The organism is Pseudomonas sp. RL_105y_Pfl2_101 (genome assembly GCF_963970585.1).
In the GTDB taxonomy this organism is placed as follows: Bacteria; Pseudomonadota; Gammaproteobacteria; order Pseudomonadales; family Pseudomonadaceae; genus Aquipseudomonas.
The window spans coordinates 144,627-163,717 of the sequence record NZ_CAXAPG010000005.1; the positions used below are offsets into that span (position 1 = coordinate 144,627).

Consider the following 19,091-nt stretch of genomic DNA (forward strand, 5'->3'; position numbering starts at 1 on the left):
ATGCTTTTAACCTAGAGGAAACCACTCAATGCGCGTATGGATCGACGCCGATGCCTGCCCCAAGGCGGCGAAAGAACTGGTGGTCAAGTTCGCCTTGAAGCGCCGGTTCGAGGTGGTGATGGTGGCCGGTCAGCCGCAGATCAAGCCTGCCCTGGCTTGTGTGAAGCTGATCGTGGTGCCCAGTGGCCCTGACGCGGCGGACGATTACCTGGTGGCGTACGCCGAGCCGGGTGAGCTGGTGATCTGCAGCGACGTGCCCTTGGCCGACCGGTTGGTGAAGAAGGGCGTTGCCGCCCTGGATCCACGAGGCAAGGAGTTCGATGCCCAGAACATGGGCGATCGGCTGGCGGTGCGCAACCTGTTCACCGATTTACGTGAACAGGGCCACATGGGCGGCGGCCCGGCGGCGTATAGCGAGCGGGACAAGCAGGGGTTTGCCAATGCGCTGGATCGGATCCTGACGCGCCTGACCCGAATTTCCTGAGCCTTGCCTCAATCCCCTTGTGGGAGCGGGCTTGCTCGCGAAGGCGCCGGTTCAGTTGGCCCATCGAGTGGCTGACACACCGCTTTCGCGAGCAAGCCCGCTCCCACAGGAGGGAATTCGGCGGTGTCAGGCGTCGTTTTCGTGTGTCAACTCCAACACCCGGTCCACCAGCTTGTGGATGCCAGAAGCCGCTTCGCTGATGTTCTGCGCCAGCATGTAGGCCGGGGTGCTGACCAGTTTGCGCGCGCGGTCTTCGACGATATCGGTGACGGTGCACTCTTCGTGAGTGCCCCCCATTTTGGTCACCGCGGCGGCCGTGTCGACGTCGTTGCCGATGGTGCAGACCACTCCCGGGCCGTAGATTTTCGCCGCCATGGCCGGGGAGATGCAGATCAGCCCGACTGGTTTGCCGGCCTCGGCAAAGGCCTCGGCCAATGCCAGGACCTCTGGCTGGACCGTGCAGCCGGCGCCTTCGACGGCGAAGTTGGACAGGTTTTTCGCCGAGCCAAAACCGCCGGGGACGATCAGGGCGTCGAAGTCCTCGACCCTGGCTTCACGCAGGTCTTTCACGTTGCCCCGGGCGATCCGTGCCGATTCCACCAACACGTTGCGGCTCTCGGGCATTTCCTCGCCGGTCAGGTGATTGATCACATGCAACTGGGCAATGTTGGGGGCGAAGCACTGGACGTGAGCTCCACGCTGATCGAGACGCAGCAAGGTGATCACGCTTTCGTGGATCTCGGCGCCGTCATACACGCCACAGCCGGAAAGGATCACCGCAATTTTTTTGCTCATGGTTTTTTCTCCATATTCATGGCGTTAAATGTCTACTAATTTGTCACTCGTTGCCATAGGGGGATGGGGCAGCTACACCTAATCTGCCGACTATCTCCCTGCCTTGCATGCCCGGGTTGCGTCATGAACTTCATCCTGTATGCCGTGCCGTTCTTCTTCGTGCTGATCGCCGTCGAGTTGCTGGCTGATCGCTGGCGGGGCGTGAGCCACTACCGTGTGGCAGACGCGATCAACAGCTTGAGCACCGGCGTACTGTCGACCACGACGGGCCTTTTGACTAAAGGCATGGGGCTGGTGACCTACGCCTTTGCGTTGAAACACCTGGCTGTCATCGGGCTGCCTGCCGACCGCGCCTGGACTTGGGTGTTTGCCTTTGTGCTCTACGACTTCTGCTATTACTGGCTGCACCGCATGGGCCATGAACGCAACATCCTCTGGGCCGCTCATTCGGTGCACCACCAGAGCGAGGACTACAACCTTTGCACCGCATTGCGCCAGACCAGCACCGGGTTCCTGCTGAGCTGGATCTTCTACGTCCCGCTCGCCGTAGTGGGCGTGCCGCTGGAGGTGTTCGTCAGCGTCGCGGCGTTGAATCTGCTGTATCAGTTCTGGGTCCACACCCAGCACATCCCCAAGCTCGGCTGGCTGGAGTGGTGCCTCGTTACGCCGTCCAATCATCGTGCCCACCATGCACAGAACCCTCTCTACATGGATCGCAACTACGGCGGGGTGTTCATTATTTGGGACCGTCTGTTTGGCACCTTCCAGGAAGAAGATGCCAACGAACCGGTGATTTTCGGCGTGACCACGCCGCTGGCCAGTTGGAATCCGGTGTGGGCCAACCTGCAGTTCTATGCGCAGCTAGGGGCCGATGCTCGTCGGGCCGGGCGTTGGTGGGACAAGCTGCGGATCTGGTTCATGCCCACCGGTTGGCGTCCGGCGGATGTCGCGGCCAGGTACCCGCTGAACAAGCCGGACTTGAGCCAGTTCCGCAAATTCGAAGTGCCGTTGGAGGCTCGCCAGCAGTGGTACGTGGGGCTGCAGTTCTGCGCCTACATTGCCCTGGGCAGTTATCTGATGAACCTTGAAGCCAGCCTGCCGGTCGCCGCCCTGGTGCTGGGTTGGGGCGCGGTGGCGTTCGGCCTGTTCGTGTTGGGCGTGGCCCTGGAGAATCGCCCGTGGGCGTTGAGGCTGGAGCTGTTGCGGCTGGCCTCGAACCTGCCGCTGGTATGGCTGGCGCCCCTGGCCGGGTTGTGGCCGGCCAGCGCTGTGATGAGCCATGGGGCCTGGGTCGTGCTGCTCAGCTACAGCCTGCTCAGCGGCATCGGGCTGTATTGCTCTCGTACCCGGTTTACTCGGTTGGCGTCGTAGGTTCGCCGGACCGGGCTTGTTCCAGGCGCTCGGCTTCGAGGATTTTTCTGGCCAGGCGCGCATTCTTGATACGTCGGCGCAGCCACAAGACTAGGCCCAGCACCAGCAGCGCGCCGAGGACCCACAACTCATACTTCTTGATGCTGCCCAGTATGCCTTCGAGCACCGCGCCAAAGTGGTACGCGGCCGCGGCCAACGCCGTGGCCCAGATCGCCGCCCCGATGCCGTTGAGCAACAGGTAGCGACCCGGCGGATAGCCTGACAGGCCGATCGCCACCGGCATCACCGTGCGCAGGCCATAGACGAAGCGGAAGCTCAGGACCCAGATGTCCGGATGCCGGCGAATATGCTCCAGCGCCCGATCCCCCATCAACTGCCAGCGTGGCTTGCGGGCCAGGAGCTTGCGACCGTGCTTGCGTCCCAGGAAATACCACAGCTGATCGCCCGCGTAGCTGCCGCAGAACGCCACGACGACGACTAGGTTGATGTCCATGTAGCCACGGAACGCCAGGAAACCTGCGAGCACGAGGATGGTTTCGCCTTCGAAGAACGTGCCGATAAACAGGGCCAAGTAGCCGAAGTCATGCAGAAATTGTTGGAGCATTGTCTGGGTGCTGGCGAAATGAACGCGCAGCCTAACCCTTCAGGCACATTCAGGAAAGTATCGAAATGTGTCTCGACGTGAACAATTCCTACAATGACAATAACTGCGACGACAGGACGCAGGCACACATAAACTGTAATGTCTTCGTCATAATGGGCGCTTATAACTGTCACGCTCGCCCGCCAGCACGGGCTCAGGAGTCTGCCGTGAGCTTTACCCCCGCCAATCGTCTGTTCCCTGCTACCCGCCTGCGTCGCAACCGTCGTGATGAGTTCTCTCGTCGGCTAGTGCGTGAAAACGTGCTGACCACCAATGACCTGATCCTGCCGGTATTCGTTCTGGACGGTGAGAGCCGTCGCGAAGCGGTGGCGTCGATGCCCGGGGTGGAGCGCCTGACGATCGACCTGCTGCTTGAGGAAGCCACTCACTGGGTCGAGTTGGGTATTCCGGCATTGGCGCTGTTCCCGGTCACGCCGCCGACACTCAAGTCTCTGGACGCCGCCGAAGCCTGGAACCCGGAGGGCATCGCCCAGCGTGCGACCCGCGCTCTGCGCGCGCGCTTCCCGGAGCTGGGGGTGATCACCGACGTGGCACTGGACCCGTTCACCACCCACGGGCAGGACGGTATTCTCGATGAAGAAGGTTACGTGCAGAACGACATTACGGTCGATGCACTGGTCCGGCAGGCCCTGTCCCACGCCGAGGCCGGGGCGCAGGTAGTGGCGCCGTCGGACATGATGGACGGGCGTATCCAGGCGATCCGCGAAGCCCTCGAGGTGGCCGGTCACGTCAACGTGCGAATCATGGCCTACTCGGCCAAATACGCGAGCGCCTATTACGGCCCGTTCCGCGACGCGGTCGGCTCGGCCCTGAACCTGGGCAAGGCCAACAAGGCTTCTTATCAGATGGACCCGGCCAACAGTCAGGAAGCCTTGCACGAAGTGGCGGCTGACTTGTCAGAAGGGGCAGATATGGTCATGGTCAAGCCTGGCATGCCCTACCTCGACATTCTTTGCCGGGTCAAAGACGAATTCAAAGTGCCGACCTTTGTTTATCAGGTCAGCGGCGAGTACGCCATGCACATGGCCGCGATCCAGAACGGCTGGTTGGGCGAAGGGGTAATCCTGGAGTCCTTGACCGCTTTCAAACGCGCAGGCGCTGATGGCATCCTGACTTACTTTGCCGTGCGCGCCGCCCAATTGTTACGAGAGCAGAAATAGCCTCCCAGGAACTTGCGATGAATACCGAAGGACTCTCCGAAGTTGCCGTAAAAGACGCTCAACCCGTGGTCGAGCAGGTTGCCGAGACACCGCCAGCGATGGAGCCCGCAGCCCCAGTTGTCGTCGAGCCCGCACCGGCCCCGGCGATTGTGATTCCCAGCCTGGATGACAGCAGTCTGTACATCCATCGCGAGCTGTCGCAACTGCAGTTCAACATCCGCGTGCTGGAGCAGGCGCTGGACGAGTCCTACCCGCTGCTGGAACGGCTGAAATTCCTGCTGATCTTTTCCAGCAACCTGGATGAGTTTTTCGAGATCCGCGTCGCCGGCCTGAAGAAGCAGATCACCTTTGCCCGTGAACAGGCCGGCGCCGACGGCTTGCAACCGCACCAGGCCCTGGCGCGCATCAGCGAGCTGGTCCACGGTCACGTTGACCGCCAGTACGCGATCCTTAACGACATCCTGTTGCCGGAACTGGAAAAGCACCAGGTGCGCTTCATCCGTCGCCGCAACTGGAACACTAAGATCAAGACTTGGGTGCGCCGCTATTTCCGTGACGAGATCGCGCCGATCATTACGCCGATCGGCCTCGATCCGACGCACCCGTTCCCGCTGCTGGTCAACAAGAGCCTGAACTTCATCGTTGAACTGGAAGGCATCGACGCCTTCGGCCGCGATTCCGGCCTGGCGATCATTCCGGCGCCACGCCTGCTGCCGCGCATCATCCGCGTACCGGAAGACGTCGGCGGTCCCGGCGACAATTATGTGTTCCTGTCGTCGATGATCCACGCCCACGCCGATGACCTGTTCCAGGGTATGAAGGTGAAGGGTTGCTACCAGTTCCGCCTGACGCGCAACGCCGATCTGTCGGTGGACACCGAGGACGTCGAAGACCTGGCCCGCGCCCTGCGCGGCGAGCTGTTCTCCCGTCGCTACGGTGATGCGGTGCGCCTGGAAGTGGCCGATACCTGCCCGAAACACCTGTCCGATTACCTACTCAAGCAGTTCAACCTGCATGAGACCGAGCTGTATCAGGTCAACGGCCCGGTCAACCTGACCCGACTGTTCAGCATCACCGGCCTGGACAGCCATCCGGAGCTGCAATACCTGCCGTTCACGCCACAGATCCCGAAACTGCTGCAAAACAGCGAGAACATTTTCAGCGTGATCAGCAAGCAGGACATCCTGCTGTTGCACCCGTTCGAATCGTTTACGCCGGTGGTCGATCTGCTGCGCCAGGCCGCCAAGGACCCCCACGTCCTGGCGGTGCGCCAGACCCTGTACCGCAGCGGCGCCAACTCGGAAATCGTCGATGCCCTGGTGGACGCGGCGCGAAACGGCAAGGAAGTCACGGCGGTGATCGAATTGCGCGCGCGCTTCGACGAAGAATCCAACCTGCAACTGGCCAGCCGCCTGCAAGCGGCCGGTGCGGTGGTGATTTATGGCGTGGTCGGCTTCAAGACTCACGCCAAGATGATGCTCATCCTGCGCCGTGAAGCCGGTGAGATCGTGCGTTACGCCCACTTGGGCACCGGCAACTACCACGCCGCCAACGCCCGGCTGTACACCGACTACAGCCTGCTGACCTCTGACGACGCCTTGTGCGAAGACGTCGGTAAGCTGTTCAGCCAGTTGATCGGCATGGGCAAGACCCTGCGCATGAAAAAACTGCTGCACGCGCCGTTCACCCTGAAAAAGGGCATGCTCGACATGATCGCCCGGGAGACGCAGTTCGCCCTGGAGGGCAAGCCGGCCCACATCATTGCCAAGTTCAACTCGCTGACCGACCCGAAGATCATTCGTGCGTTGTACAAGGCCAGCCAGTCGGGTGTGCGCATCGACCTGGTGGTGCGTGGCATGTGCTGCCTGCGGCCGGGCATTGCGGGGGTGTCCCATAACATCCACGTACGCTCGATCATCGGGCGCTTCCTGGAACATACGCGGGTGTTCTACTTCCTCAACGGCGGTGAGGAGCAGATGTTCCTGTCCAGCGCCGACTGGATGGAGCGCAACCTCGACAAGCGGGTCGAGACCTGCTTCCCGGTGGAGGGCAAGAAGTTGATCCTGCGGGTCAAGAAAGAGCTGGAAAGCTACCTCACCGACAACACCCACAGCTGGAGCTTGCAGTCGGATGGCCGTTACATCCGCAACACGCCGACCGGTAATCAGAACCCGCGCAGCGCCCAGGCGACTTTGCTGGAGCGCTTGAGTAGCCCGGTGTTGGCGGTTCGTTAAGGTCTGCGGCGGGGGAGTTTGTTCCTGCGGGCTGTACTGTAGGAGCTGCCGAAGGCGGCGATCTTTTGATCTTTCGCTTGAGACTCAAGTGTCTGGGGAAAGATCGCAGCCTCGTTGCACTCGACAGCTCCTACAGGCCCAGCGGGAGCCGGCGGGATTGTAGAGCCACCGGCAAGCGATCAGTGAATGTTCAGCACAATCCCGACCCGGGTCAACCAGTCGGCTTCCTGGGCGAAGTCGGCCTGGGTCAGTTGATTCTCTTCCAGCCAACCTTCGGGAAACAGCACATCCAACTGATCGCCATTGGCGTGCAGGACCACCTGGGGCATTTCCTGGGTGCCACGGATGTGATGGAACAGGATCGCAAAGCGCAGCAGCACGCACAAACGAATCAGCTTGCTGCCGTTATCGCCGAACTCGGCAAATTTATCCTTGGGAATGTTGCGCCGATGGCCGCGGACCAACAGCGCGAGCATTTGCTGGTCTTCCCGGGAAAACCCCGCCAGGTCCGAATGCTCGATCAGGTAGGCGCCATGCTTGTGGTAGTGATAGTGGGCAATGTCCAGGCCCACTTCATGGACCTTGGCGGCCCAGCCCAGCAGCTCGCGCCAGACGCCGTCGTTAAGGTCCCAATCGTCGGCCACCTGGTCGAAGGCGTGCAGCGCCTTGCGTTCGACCCGTGCGGCTTGTTCTTGGTCAACGTGATAACGCTCCATGAGCGAGCCCAGGGTACGCTCCCGGACGTCTTCGTGATGATGACGCCCCAATAGGTCATACAGCACACCTTCGCGCAGGGCGCCGTCACAGTGGTCCATGCGTTGCAGTTCGAGGGCGTCGAAAATCGCCTCGAGGATGGCCAGGCCTGCAGGGAAAATTGCCCGGCGATCGGGCTTGATGCCGTCGAAATCGATCTTGTCCGCGTCGCCGAGCTTGAACACCCTGCGCTTGAGCCAGGCCAGCCCTTCGGCGTTGACCTCGCCAGTGCCGTGGCCGCCAGCCTTGAGGGCCAGGCCGATGGCCCGAATGGTCCCTGAGGAACCGATGGCTTCGTCCCAGGCCAGGCGGTGCAGGGCGTGTTCGATACTCATGATTTCCAAGCGCGCCGCGGTGTAGGCCTGGGCATAGCGGGCCGGGGTGATCTTGCCGTCGCGGAAATAACGTTGGGTGTAGCTGACGCAACCCATCTGCAGGCTTTCGCGCAGCAGCGGTTCGAAGCGCTGTCCGATGATGAATTCGGTACTGCCGCCGCCGATGTCCGCCACCAGGCGCTTGCCCGGGGTGTCGGCCAAGGTGTGGGAAACGCCCAGATAAATCAGGCGGGCTTCTTCACGGCCGGAGATGACTTCCACCGGATGTCCGAGGATTTCTTCGGCGCGGCGGATGAACTCGCCCCGGTTGCGCGCCTCGCGCAGGGCGTTGGTGCCCACGATCCGCACCGCACCCAGGGGCATGCCGTTGATCAGTTGGGCAAACCGCTTGAGGCAATCGAGCCCGCGCTGGATGGATTCCTCGCTCAGCTTTCGTGCTTCGTCGATACCGGCGGCCAGTTGGACCTTCTCGCCGAGCCGCTCAAGAATGCGGATTTCCCCGTTCTGCGCCTTGGCGACGACCATGTGGAAGCTGTTGGAGCCCAGGTCGATGGCAGCGATCAGGGACAGATTCTTGGCTTGGGATGGCGGCATGGTCAAAAAGTCTCGGTCGATAACCACGTCATCCTGCCACGATCAACCGCTTACGCCAACGCGCCTGAACCAAACCCTTGAGCCAGAGCAGCCTGCAGGGTGCCTTTGTGGCGAGGGAGCTTGCTCCCGCTGGGCCTGTAGGAGCTGTCGAGTGCAACGAGGCTGCGATCTTTCCGCTGCCCATTGAGTCATAAGTGAAAGATCAAAGATCAAAAGATCGCAGGCTTCGCCAGCTCCTACAGAACCGAGCGGGAGCAAGCTCGCTCGCCACAGACTGTTCTTTGGCAGCAAAGATCAGGCTGGCTCGACCATCCCGATGAAGTTCGCCAGTTCGGCTGTCTGCGGATCGGCGAACAACACCTTGGGATCGCCCACCTCATGCACCTTGCCCTGGTGCATGAACACCAGTTTGTCGCCGACTTCCCGGGCAAAACGCATTTCATGGGTGACCATGATCAACGTCATGCCTTCCTTGGCCAACTGCCGCACCACGCTGAGCACTTCGTTGACCAGCTCCGGGTCCAGGGCCGAGGTGATTTCATCGCACAGCAGCACTTTCGGCGACATCGCCAGCGCCCGGGCAATCGCGACCCGTTGCTGCTGGCCACCGGACAAGCGGTCCGGGAAGGCATCGAATTTCTCGCCGAGCCCGACCCGTTCCAGCATCTGCCGTGCCAGCTCGGCCGCCTTGGTCTTGGGTACTTTTTGAACAACCTGCGGCGCCAGCATCACGTTCTCGCCGACCGTCAGGTGCGGGAACAGGTTGAATTGCTGGAACACCATCCCGACTTTCTGCCGCAGGCTGCGCAGGTCGGCGCGAGCCGCATCGAGGTATTCGCCGTCGACTTCGATCACACCGTCGTTGATCGATTCCAGGCCATTGAGGGTGCGCAGCAAGGTGGATTTGCCCGAGCCGCTGCGGCCGATGATCGCCACCACCTGGCCTTCCTCGACACTCAGGTCGATGCCTTTGAGCACGTGGTGATCGCCGTAGTATTTGTGCAGGGCGGTAATTCTAAGCAGAGGCATGCAGTCTCCTTTCCAGGTAGCGCGCACTGAGGGACAAGGGGTAGCAGAGCAGGAAATAACCGAAGGCGACCAGGCCATAGACCATGAACGGCTCGAACGTGGCGTTGGCGAGCATGCCGCCGGTCTTGGTCAGTTCGGTAAAGCCAATGATCGAGGTCACGGCCGTGCCCTTGACCACTTGCACCGAAAAGCCCACGGTCGGCGCCACGGCGATGCGCAGGGCCTGGGGCAGGATCACATAGCGCAACTGCTCCAGCGGGTTGAGGGCCAGGCTCGCCGAGGCTTCCCACTGGCCGTGGGAAATCGAGTCGACACAACCGCGCCAGATCTCCGCCAGGTAGGCGCTGGTAAACAGCGTCAAGGCAATCGCCGCCGCCATCCAGGGGGAAATCTCCACCCCGGCCAGGGCCACGCCGAAGAACACCAGGAACAGTTGCATCAACAGCGGTGTGCCTTGGAACAGCTCAATGTAGGTACGGGCGATGTTGCGGGGCAGGGCGCTCTTGGAGATGCGCAACACCATGATCAGCAAGCCGATCACGCCGCCACCGATAAACGCCACCAGCGACAGCGCCAGGGTCCATTGCAGGCCGGTGAGCAGGTTGCGCACCACGTCCCAGAAAGTGAAATCGCTCATCGGCCGCTCCCGTTGCTGCTCTTGTAGAGGCAGCGGCGACCCACCCAGTTCAGGAGCTGGCGGATCAACAGCGCCATGCACAAGTAAATGAGCGTGGTCAGCGCATAGGTTTCGAACGCGCGGAAGTTACGTGACTGGATGAAGTTGGCGGCAAAGCTCAACTCTTCGGTGGCGATCTGCGAACAGACCGCCGAGCCGAGCATCACGATGATGATCTGGCTACTCAGGGCCGGCCAGACTTTGCCCAGCGCCGGCAGCAGCACCACATGGCGCAAGGCCTCGAAGCGGGTCATCGCCAGGGCCGCGGCGGCTTCCAGTTGTCCCCGCGGGATCGCCTGGATGCCGGCACGGATGATCTCAGTGGAATAAGCGCCGAGGTTGATCACCATCGCCAGCACTGCGGCTTGCCATTCGCAAATCTGCAGGCCCAGGGACGGCAAGCCGAAGAAGATGAAAAACAGCTGCACCAGGAACGGCGTGTTGCGGATCAACTCCACGTACACACCGAAGATTGCCGCGAACGGACGAATGTTCCACGCCCGCACCACGGCCCCGACGATGCCCAGGCCGACTCCGAGCAACGTGCCGATGGCCGTCAGCTCCAGGGTGAACAGCGCGCCACGCAACAGCAGCTCGGTGTTTTGCACCACCGGCAGAAAATCGAACTGATAAGCCATGCTCAGCCTCTCAAGCGTCGGTCAGAGATCGGCCGGCAACGGCTGCTTGAGCCAGGTCTGGGAATTTTTCTCCAGGCTGCCATCGGTCTTGGCGGTGGCGAGAATCTGGTTGACCTTGTCCAACAGCGCCGGCTCGTTTTTGTTCACGCCCACGTACACCGGCGAATCCTTGAGTTTTACCTTCAGCGCCGGAACACGCTTGGGGTTACGTTCGCTGATGGCGACCATCACCACGTTGCCGCTGGCGATCAGGTCGACCTGACCGGCCAGGTAGGCGGCGATGGTCGAGTTGTTGTCTTCGAAGCGCTTGATGATGGTGCCTTCGGGGGCAACCGTACTCAGCTCGATGTCTTCGATGGCGCCACGGGTGACGCTGATGGTCTTACCCTTGAGGTCGTCCAGGTTGTTGATGGCAGCGTCAGGCGGGCCGAACACGGCCAGGTAGAACGGCGCATAGGCATTGGAAAAGTCGATGACTTTTTCCCGCTCCGGGTTCTTGCCCAGGCTGGAAATCACCAGGTCGACCTTGCCGGTGGTCAGGAAGGGGATGCGGTTGGTGCTGTTGACCGGCGTCAGCTCAAGCTTGACCTTGAGCTGGTCGGCCAGCAGTTTCGCGGTGTCGATGTCCAGGCCACGGGGCTTCATGTCCGGGCCCACCGAGCCGAATGGCGGGAAGTCCTGAGGCACGGCGACCTTGAGGGTGCCACGCTTGACCACGTCTTCCAGGCCATCGGCGTGGGCGGGTAGCTGACAGAGCATCAGGCTGGCAAACAGGGCTGTGAGCAGGGCGCTGCAACGCTGAATCATGGCGAATCTCCGCAATCGGTGATGTGATTTCTGCGTTCGGACAGAGCACAGGCCATGCCAAGGCGACATTTCACCGGCCCAAGCCACGGTTTTGCTGGTGGGAGGCGGTCTTACTGGTCTGAACAGTTACGGTGTTTTTTGCACCGTTATCGGGCGTCGTTATTTGTCGCCGAACCCCGCTGGGGCACGACTTGCCGGGCGCGGCGAATAGCTTTACAACTAGTCGCTCACTGGCCCGGTTCGTCTTAAAAATCATGAATTCCATCGCTCGCGCCGTTCCTGAAGTGGCCCTGCAAGCCATCCGCAAACTGATCGTCGATGAAGGCTTCGGCCCGGGCGATGCGTTGCCGTCGCAACGGGACCTGGCGCTGCAATTGGGGGTGAGTCGGGCCTCGCTGCGCGAAGCGCTGTCATCTCTCAGTGCCCTGGGCATGATCAGCGTGCAGCCGGGCAAGGGGGTATTCGTGCAGGCACCGGTAGAGGCTCCACGCAGCGAGTCGACGCCGGGCTGGCCGTTCGCGGCCCAGGCCTCGCCAGTGGATATCTTCCAATTGCGCTACGCCCTGGAGGGTTTCGCGGCGGGGTTGGCGGCGGTGACGCTCAGCGCCGATGAGCTGGACAGGCTGCAAGACAATGTCGAAGCCATGCGCCGGGAATTGAAGATCAGCGATTTCGACGCCGCCGCGCGGTTGGATTTCGAATTCCATCGGCGCATCTTGTTGGCCAGCGGCAACCAGGCGATGCTGAGCATCCTCACCGCCAGCGCCGACATCTTCCTGGAAAGCCAGAAACTACCGTTCATCCGGGCGGAGCGGGCGATGGAAACCTGGCAGGAACATCGCAAGATCCTTCGCGCCCTGGCCCGGCGCGCTTCGGGCGCCGCGCAAAAAGCCATGCAGGAACATGTACGTAACGCGGCCCTGCGTACCGGGATTTCCTTCGTCGCGCCCGCTGCTTCGTGAGGCCAGCCATACCCAAAGCCATCGATCGTCATAGCGAGACTCAATCAACTGCGGCTTCCTGAACCCGGGAAGGGTCGCTATGATGGGCCACGTTTTTTTGCTGACAAACCCGGAGACTTCCATGAGCAGCGATCTGATCAAACACGTTAGCGACGCTAGCTTCGACGCCGACGTACTCAAGGCCGAAGGCCCGGTACTGGTCGACTATTGGGCAGAGTGGTGCGGTCCCTGCAAGATGATCGCCCCGGTCCTGGACGAAATCGCTACCTCCTACGCCGGCAAGCTGACCGTTGCCAAGTTGAACATCGACGAAAACCAGGAGACTCCGGCCAAGCACGGCGTACGTGGTATCCCGACCCTGATGCTGTTCAAGAACGGCAACGTCGAAGCCACCAAAGTGGGTGCGCTGTCGAAGTCGCAACTGGCTGCTTTCCTCGACGCCAACATCTAAGCGCCGAATGCCACTGAAAAAGCCCCGCGAATCGCGGGGCTTTTTCGTTATTCAGGGCTAGACGCTCGCAAACCCAGGTGGTACATTCGGCCCCGCACTGGTTTCTCCATTGCCCCCTGCAAGCCGTCGCCGACGCTCTCCTTTCGAACAAGTACGCGATCCTGTCGCCTTCTCCGCGGCGCGGCCTCATTAAGCCAAAAGCTTAATTTCCCCCCTCCATAAATGATTACGTCATTCCTATATGAATCTGACTGAACTCAAGCAAAAGCCGATTACCGAACTGCTCGAATTGGCCGAACAGATGGGCATAGAAAATATGGCCCGTTCGCGCAAGCAGGACGTGATTTTCTCCCTGCTCAAGAAGCACGCGAAAAGCGGCGAGGAAATCTCCGGTGATGGCGTGCTGGAGATTCTCCAGGACGGCTTCGGCTTTCTCCGCTCTGCAGACGCTTCCTATCTCGCCGGCCCAGACGATATCTACGTCTCGCCGAGCCAGATCCGTCGCTTCAACTTGCGCACCGGTGACACCATCGTTGGCAAGATCCGTCCTCCGAAGGAGGGCGAGCGTTATTTCGCGCTGCTCAAGGTCGACACGATCAACTTCGATCGTCCGGAAAACGCCAAGAACAAGATTCTCTTCGAGAACCTGACCCCGCTGTTCCCGACCGTGCGCATGAAGATGGAAGCCGGTAACGGTTCCACCGAAGACCTCACCGGTCGTGTCATCGACCTGTGCGCACCCATCGGCAAAGGTCAGCGTGGCCTGATCGTGGCGCCGCCGAAAGCGGGCAAGACGATCATGTTGCAGAACATCGCGGCCAACATCGCCCGTAACAACCCTGAAGTTCACCTGATCGTGCTGCTGATCGACGAACGTCCGGAAGAAGTGACCGAGATGCAGCGCACCGTGCGCGGCGAAGTGGTCGCCTCGACGTTCGACGAGCCGCCGACCCGCCACGTGCAGGTTGCCGAAATGGTGATCGAGAAGGCCAAGCGCCTGGTCGAGCACAAGAAGGACGTGGTGATCCTGCTGGACTCCATCACCCGTCTGGCCCGTGCCTACAACACCGTGATCCCGAGCTCCGGCAAGGTGCTGACCGGTGGTGTCGATGCCCATGCGCTGGAAAAACCGAAACGTTTCTTCGGTGCTGCGCGGAACATCGAGGAAGGCGGTTCGCTGACCATCATCGCCACCGCGCTGGTTGAAACCGGTTCGAAGATGGACGAAGTGATCTACGAGGAATTCAAGGGCACTGGCAACATGGAGCTGCCCCTGGATCGCCGTATCGCCGAGAAACGTGTGTTCCCGGCCATCAACATCAACCGTTCCGGCACGCGCCGCGAAGAGTTGCTGACCGCCGATGATGAGTTGCAGCGCATGTGGATCCTGCGCAAGTTGCTGCATCCGATGGATGAAGTCGCCGCCATCGAGTTCCTGGTCGACAAGCTGAAGACGACCAAGACCAACGATGAGTTCTTCCTGTCGATGAAACGCAAGTAACACGAAGCCATGCTTCAAAAAAGAGTGCCCTGAACAGGGGCGCTCTTTTTTTTGCTGAAATTTGTATCAAAATAGACACTTTTGAAGGCCGGCAGTGTCGTTCCGGTTGGCATTGTATATTTCAAGACAAGGAGCGTTATGCACACATTTGGCAATCGACGTGATATCGACGGTTTGAGGGCCTTGGCCGTTATCCCGGTGGTGTTGTTTCATTTCGGCTTCAGCACGTTCAGCGGCGGCTTTGTCGGGGTCGATGTCTTCTTTGTCATTTCCGGGTTCCTGATAACCAGCATCCTGTTCCGAGAGATCAGCGCGCAGCGTTTCAGCTTCGTCGATTTCTGGGCCCGGCGTGCGCGACGCATCCTTCCGGCCCTGAGTCTGGTGCTGCTGGTAACGTTGGCCCTGGGCTGGTTGCTGCTGACGGCCAAGGACTTTTCGGAACTTGGCCGGACGGTTCGTTATCAGTCGTTGTTCATTTCAAACATCTTGTTCATGCGTGAGGACGGCTACTTTGAGCCGGCGTCAGACCTCAAGCCGCTGCTTCATACCTGGTCGTTGGCTGTCGAGGAGCAGTACTACATTTTCTTTCCGTTGCTGATGGTGTTGTTGATGCGTCATGTGCGTCATTGGCGCTGGATGCTGTTTGCCGTCTTGCTGGTTTCCTTCGGGCTGAACATCGCTTACATCGACAGCAAGCCTGACGTCGCTTTCTTTTCGTTGCCGACACGCGCCTGGGAGCTGTTGTGTGGTGCGATGCTCGCGGTATTGCCCGCGTCCATGCATGGCATGAGACCGTGGCTCTATCAATCGGCGGGCGTGGCCGGCTTGGCTGCAGTGCTGGTGGCTGTTCTCACCTTTGACAGGACCACGACGTTCCCGGGCTGGGCTGCTTTGCTGCCTGTTCTCGGCGCCACCGCGCTGATTTGGTCCGGGGCGCAGGGTTCGACCTGGGTCGCTCAACTGCTCGGTACCAAGGTGCTCGTCTGGATTGGTTTGATTTCCTATTCCCTTTATCTGTGGCATTGGCCTGTCTACGTTTATGCCAATGCTGTTTCCATCGACGGTATCGAGCATTTGGAGGCAGTGGGCTGGATGCTGTTGGCGTTGAGTCTTGCCTGGCTGAGTTGGCGCTTCGTCGAGCTTCCGTTTCGTGATAAGCGCGTGCTGCCAGGGCGCAAACCAGTGCTGGTGGGAGGTTTGCTGGCCATGGTTGCCCTGGCGGTGACAGGTTCGGTGGTTCGTTTGGCGGAGGGTTTTCCCCAGCGCCTTACCGGCAAGGCGTTGGAGTATGCACAGGCGCGGGATTGGAATGCCGGGCAGATGAAATGCATGCTGGTGACTTCGGACAAGCATCTGGACAAGGCGTGCCTGATTGGCGAGAACAAAGAGGCCCAGGCGACTCAACTGTTCTGGGGCGACAGCCATGCCGCGGCGTTGTTGCCGGCGATCGAAAGCAATGCCACCCGCGAGGGGCGTCCGGTATGGCTTTACAGCATGAGCGCTTGTCCGCCTGTGCTGAGCGACGACCTGCGCCAGCGTTGCAAGGACTTCAACGAAAGGACCATGGAGCAGGTTCGCCGCCTGCAGATCACGGATGTGGTCTTGGCCTCCAACTGGAGCCTTTACGTCTACGGTCGTGAGGACGGCGACAACAAAGTGTTGCTCCATCCCCGTGACAATAGGGCCGAGGCCGAGGCGCGTATGACTGCGGCACTCAAGGCTCGGGTGGCGATGTTAAGGGCGGCGGGCGTGCAAGTGTGGTTGTTCAAAGAGGTGCCGCTGCAGCGCAAAGGCGCTATCAATCGATTGACGAGCCTGGCCCGGGTTGGACGTTCGGCAGAAGGATTGGGGCGCCCGCTTCAGGAACACTTGGCCCGCCAGCATTTTCTCAGCGCTTTGTTCGACTCGATGAGTGCTGTCGATCCAGGCGTACATGTCATTGATCCGACCCCACTGATGTGTGCGGGACAGATCTGCAGCATCGAGGTCAATGGTCACTCACAGTACAAGGATGAGGATCATCTGTCTGATATAGGCAGTACCCGACTGAGCCCTCTGTTTGCTCCAGTGCTGTTGGGCGCAACCGAAAATTGATCGTGCCGCGTATGCTCGGGCTGCTGTTTGGACGTGAGAGCAGGTAGGATGTACGCCTATTTTCGGGGTGGCATCTCAATGAAATTCAAGGATCTTCGGGATTTCGTGCAGCAGCTTGAGCAGCGCGGCGAGTTGAAGCGCATCCAGGTTCCCATCTCTCCGGTGTTGGAGATGACGGAAGTCTGTGACCGCACACTTCGGGCCAAAGGCCCGGCGTTATTGTTCGAAAACCCGACGGGCTACGACATTCCGGTCTTGGGCAACCTGTTCGGCACGCCGGAACGCGTGGCCCTGGGCATGGGCGCCGAAGCCGTCAGTGAGCTGCGCGAAATCGGCAAGCTGCTGGCGTTTCTCAAGGAGCCCGAACCGCCGAAAGGTCTCAAGGACGCTTGGTCCAAGCTGCCGATTTTCCGCAAGATCATTGCCATGGCGCCGAAAGTCGTCAAGGACGCGATCTGCCAGGAAGTGGTGATCGAGGGCGACGATGTCGACCTGGCCATGCTCCCGGTGCAGACCTGCTGGCCGGGCGACGTAGGGCCACTGATCACCTGGGGCCTGACTGTCACCAAAGGCCCGAACAAGGACCGTCAGAACCTGGGCATCTATCGTCAGCAGGTGATTGGCCGCAACAAGGTCATCATGCGCTGGCTGAGCCATCGGGGCGGTGCGCTGGATTACCGTGAGTGGTGTGAAAAATACCCCGGCCAGCCCTTCCCGGTGTCGGTGGCCCTGGGTGCGGACCCGGCGACCATCCTTGGTGCTGTCACGCCTGTGCCCGACAGCCTCTCCGAATATGCGTTCGCCGGCCTGTTGCGGGGTAACCGCACCGAGTTGGTGAAATGCCGCGGCAATGACCTGCAAGTGCCGGCCACCGCAGAGATCATCCTTGAAGGCGTGATCCATCCTGGCGAAATGGCCGATGAAGGTCCGTATGGCGACCATACCGGCTACTACAACGAAGTCGACAGCTTCCCGGTGTTCACCGTCGAGCGCATCACCCATCGGATCAAGCCGATTTACCACAGCACCTACACTGGTCGTCCGCCCGATGAGCCGGCCATTCTCGGCGTGGCGCTGAACGAAGTGTTCGTGCCTATCCTGCAGAAGCAATTTCCGGAAATCACCGATTTCTATTTACCGCCGGAAGGCTGTTCGTATCGCATGGCCGTGGTGACCATGAAGAAGTCGTATCCAGGGCACGCCAAGCGGGTGATGCTCGGGGTCTGGTCGTTTTTGCGACAGTTCATGTACACCAAGTTCGTTATCGTCACCGACGACGATATCAACGCACGGGACTGGAACGACGTGATCTGGGCCATCACCACGCGCATGGACCCCAAGCGCGACACGGTGATGATCGATAATACGCCGATCGACTACCTTGATTTCGCCTCGCCGGTGTCTGGCCTGGGGTCGAAGATGGGGCTCGATGCCACGCATAAATGGCCCGGTGAAACCACTCGTGAGTGGGGCCGGGTTATCGTCAAGGATGAGGCCGTTACCCAACGGATCGATGCCATTTGGAATCAGTTAGGAATAGATTGATGCGTGTAACCTTGCAGCCTTCCGGGGCGGTGCTGGAGATCCGGCCCGCCGAGCGGATTCTTGATGGCGCGCGGCGCCTGGGCTATGAATGCCCGCAAAGCTGCCGCAACGGCAACTGCCATGTCTGTGGCGCGTTGTTGGTGGAAGGCCGCGTGGAGCAGGCGGGCGAGGTGCGTGATCACGGTGAGATATTTACCTGCATCGCCGAGCCGCTGGAGGATTGCATAGTGTTATGGGATGGCGTGCTGTCGCCGGGTGAGCTACCGGTACGCAACCTGGCGTGCCAGGTGATCGAGTGCGCCGACGTGGGGGGCGATGTCTGGCGAGTGCGCCTGCGTGCGCCGGCCGGCAAGCCGCCGCGCTATCACGCCGGGCAGTACCTGATGATCGAGCGGGAGAACGGCGAAAAATCGGCGTTCTCCCTGGCCTCGGCACCGCATTCGGGGCGCGAGCTGCAATTGCACGTATTGGTGCGCGAAAGCAGTGCACAGGCGCTGCTGGGGCAACTGCGACGCAACCCCAGCGTGCGTATCGAGATGCCTTTTGGAGACACGCATTTATCCGAACTGCCGGACGGACCGTTGGTGTTGATCGCCGCCGGAACCGGCATGGCGCAGATGCACAGCCTGATCGAGCATTGCCGGGCGGCGGGTTTCAAACACCCGGTGCACCTGTATTGGGGCGTGCGGCGGCCGGAAGACTTCTATGAAGTCGAGCATTGGGAGGAATGGAAGAAACTGCCGAACCTGTTCCTGCATAAAGTCGTCAGCGACTTGTGTGGCTGGGAAGGGCGCTGCGGGATGCTCCATGAAGCCGTGTGCGAGGACATCAGCGATCTTTCTGGCGTGCACGTTTACGCCAGCGGCTCGCCGGCCATGATCTACGCCACGCTCGATGCGCTGGTGGAAGCCGGAATGGATGCCCATCAAATGCGCGCCGACGTGTTTGCGTATGCGCCGCGGCCCTGAGCCACTCTTGAAGCTTGATTGAGGTCTGTT

17 protein-coding genes are annotated in these 19,091 nt (G+C 60.6%); 10 read left to right on the forward strand and 7 right to left on the reverse strand.

Translation table 11 applies throughout. The features are described from left to right. Positions 1 to 28 precede the first annotated feature (28 nt). Positions 29 to 484 (forward strand): YaiI/YqxD family protein, encoded by a 456-nt coding sequence (locus AACY31_RS08410; RefSeq protein ID WP_339491587.1) that lies wholly within the window; start codon positions 29 to 31, stop codon positions 482 to 484. A gap of 126 nt (positions 485 to 610) precedes the next feature. Here AACY31_RS08410 and elbB read toward each other — a convergent pair whose 3' ends face one another. Further along, a complete protein-coding gene (gene elbB / locus AACY31_RS08415) occupies positions 611 to 1,279 on the reverse strand; it encodes an isoprenoid biosynthesis glyoxalase ElbB (protein WP_339479553.1) in 669 nt (222 codons plus the stop codon). A 123-nt stretch (positions 1,280 to 1,402) separates the two neighbouring features. Here elbB and AACY31_RS08420 point away from each other — a divergent pair, with 123 nt between their 5' ends. Then, positions 1,403 to 2,650: a sterol desaturase family protein gene (locus AACY31_RS08420; protein ID WP_339504320.1), complete on the forward strand. Its 1,248-nt coding sequence runs from the start codon at positions 1,403 to 1,405 to the stop codon at positions 2,648 to 2,650. Here the strand turns inward: AACY31_RS08420 and AACY31_RS08425 are convergent. Beyond that, entirely contained in the window at positions 2,631 to 3,254 is a 624-nt protein-coding gene (locus AACY31_RS08425; RefSeq protein WP_339479549.1) for a DedA family protein, read from the reverse strand. The genes AACY31_RS08420 and AACY31_RS08425 overlap by 20 nt on opposite strands. Positions 3,255 to 3,460: 206 nt before the next feature. On the opposite strand from AACY31_RS08425, the gene hemB reads away from it, so the two are divergent. Both hemB and ppk1 read left to right on the forward strand, forming a co-directional pair. Then, entirely contained in the window at positions 3,461 to 4,474 is a 1,014-nt protein-coding gene (gene hemB, locus AACY31_RS08430) for a porphobilinogen synthase (RefSeq protein WP_339504321.1), read from the forward strand. 17 nt (positions 4,475 to 4,491) lie between these two features. Continuing rightward, positions 4,492 to 6,708 carry a polyphosphate kinase 1 gene (gene ppk1 / locus AACY31_RS08435; RefSeq protein WP_339479546.1) on the forward strand — a complete coding sequence of 739 codons (2,217 nt, stop codon included), beginning with the start codon at positions 4,492 to 4,494 and terminating at the stop codon, positions 6,706 to 6,708. Positions 6,709 to 6,887: 179 nt separating this feature from the next. Here the strand turns inward: ppk1 and ppx are convergent, their stop codons facing one another. The 5 genes from ppx to AACY31_RS08460 all read right to left on the reverse strand — a co-directional run bounded on the left by ppx (position 6,888) and on the right by AACY31_RS08460 (position 11,540). Next, the gene (gene ppx, locus AACY31_RS08440) at positions 6,888 to 8,390 is read right to left on the reverse strand and encodes an exopolyphosphatase (protein WP_339479544.1); all 1,503 of its coding nucleotides are present in this window, start codon (positions 8,388 to 8,390) and stop codon (positions 6,888 to 6,890) included. 294 nt (positions 8,391 to 8,684) lie between these two features. Beyond that, the gene (locus AACY31_RS08445; RefSeq protein ID WP_339479542.1) at positions 8,685 to 9,419 is read right to left on the reverse strand and encodes an amino acid ABC transporter ATP-binding protein; all 735 of its coding nucleotides are present in this window, start codon (positions 9,417 to 9,419) and stop codon (positions 8,685 to 8,687) included. Further along, on the reverse strand, positions 9,406 to 10,056 hold the full coding sequence (locus AACY31_RS08450; RefSeq protein WP_339479540.1) for an amino acid ABC transporter permease: 651 nt from the start codon (positions 10,054 to 10,056) through the stop codon (positions 9,406 to 9,408). The genes AACY31_RS08445 and AACY31_RS08450 overlap by 14 nt, the downstream gene beginning before the upstream one ends. Continuing rightward, the gene (locus tag AACY31_RS08455; protein WP_339504322.1) at positions 10,053 to 10,733 is read right to left on the reverse strand and encodes an amino acid ABC transporter permease; all 681 of its coding nucleotides are present in this window, start codon (positions 10,731 to 10,733) and stop codon (positions 10,053 to 10,055) included. Before AACY31_RS08455 ends, AACY31_RS08450 begins: the two co-directional genes overlap by 4 nt. 21 nt (positions 10,734 to 10,754) lie before the next feature. Then, positions 10,755 to 11,540, reverse strand: a complete 786-nt coding sequence (locus tag AACY31_RS08460; protein WP_339479536.1) for a transporter substrate-binding domain-containing protein — start codon at positions 11,538 to 11,540, stop codon at positions 10,755 to 10,757. A gap of 254 nt (positions 11,541 to 11,794) precedes the next feature. On the opposite strand from AACY31_RS08460, the gene AACY31_RS08465 reads away from it, so the two are divergent. From AACY31_RS08465 to AACY31_RS08490, 6 genes are all read left to right on the forward strand, one after another. Continuing rightward, positions 11,795 to 12,502: a FadR/GntR family transcriptional regulator gene (locus tag AACY31_RS08465; protein WP_339479535.1), complete on the forward strand. Its 708-nt coding sequence runs from the start codon at positions 11,795 to 11,797 to the stop codon at positions 12,500 to 12,502. A 121-nt stretch (positions 12,503 to 12,623) separates the two neighbouring features. Then, positions 12,624 to 12,953 carry a thioredoxin TrxA gene (trxA, locus tag AACY31_RS08470; protein ID WP_339479534.1) on the forward strand — a complete coding sequence of 110 codons (330 nt, stop codon included), beginning with the start codon at positions 12,624 to 12,626 and terminating at the stop codon, positions 12,951 to 12,953. A 241-nt stretch (positions 12,954 to 13,194) separates the two neighbouring features. Next, complete coding sequence (rho, locus tag AACY31_RS08475; RefSeq protein ID WP_003206716.1) at positions 13,195 to 14,454, forward strand: transcription termination factor Rho; 1,260 nt, start codon at positions 13,195 to 13,197, stop codon at positions 14,452 to 14,454. 138 nt (positions 14,455 to 14,592) lie between these two features. After that, complete coding sequence (locus AACY31_RS08480; protein WP_339504323.1) at positions 14,593 to 16,548, forward strand: acyltransferase family protein; 1,956 nt, start codon at positions 14,593 to 14,595, stop codon at positions 16,546 to 16,548. Between the two features lie 78 nt (positions 16,549 to 16,626). Beyond that, positions 16,627 to 18,093 carry a 4-hydroxy-3-polyprenylbenzoate decarboxylase gene (gene ubiD / locus AACY31_RS08485; protein WP_339479531.1) on the forward strand — a complete coding sequence of 489 codons (1,467 nt, stop codon included), beginning with the start codon at positions 16,627 to 16,629 and terminating at the stop codon, positions 18,091 to 18,093. Further along, complete coding sequence (locus tag AACY31_RS08490) at positions 18,093 to 19,061, forward strand: CDP-6-deoxy-delta-3,4-glucoseen reductase (protein WP_339479530.1); 969 nt, start codon at positions 18,093 to 18,095, stop codon at positions 19,059 to 19,061. The genes ubiD and AACY31_RS08490 overlap by 1 nt, the downstream gene beginning before the upstream one ends. Positions 19,062 to 19,091: the final 30 nt, after the last annotated feature.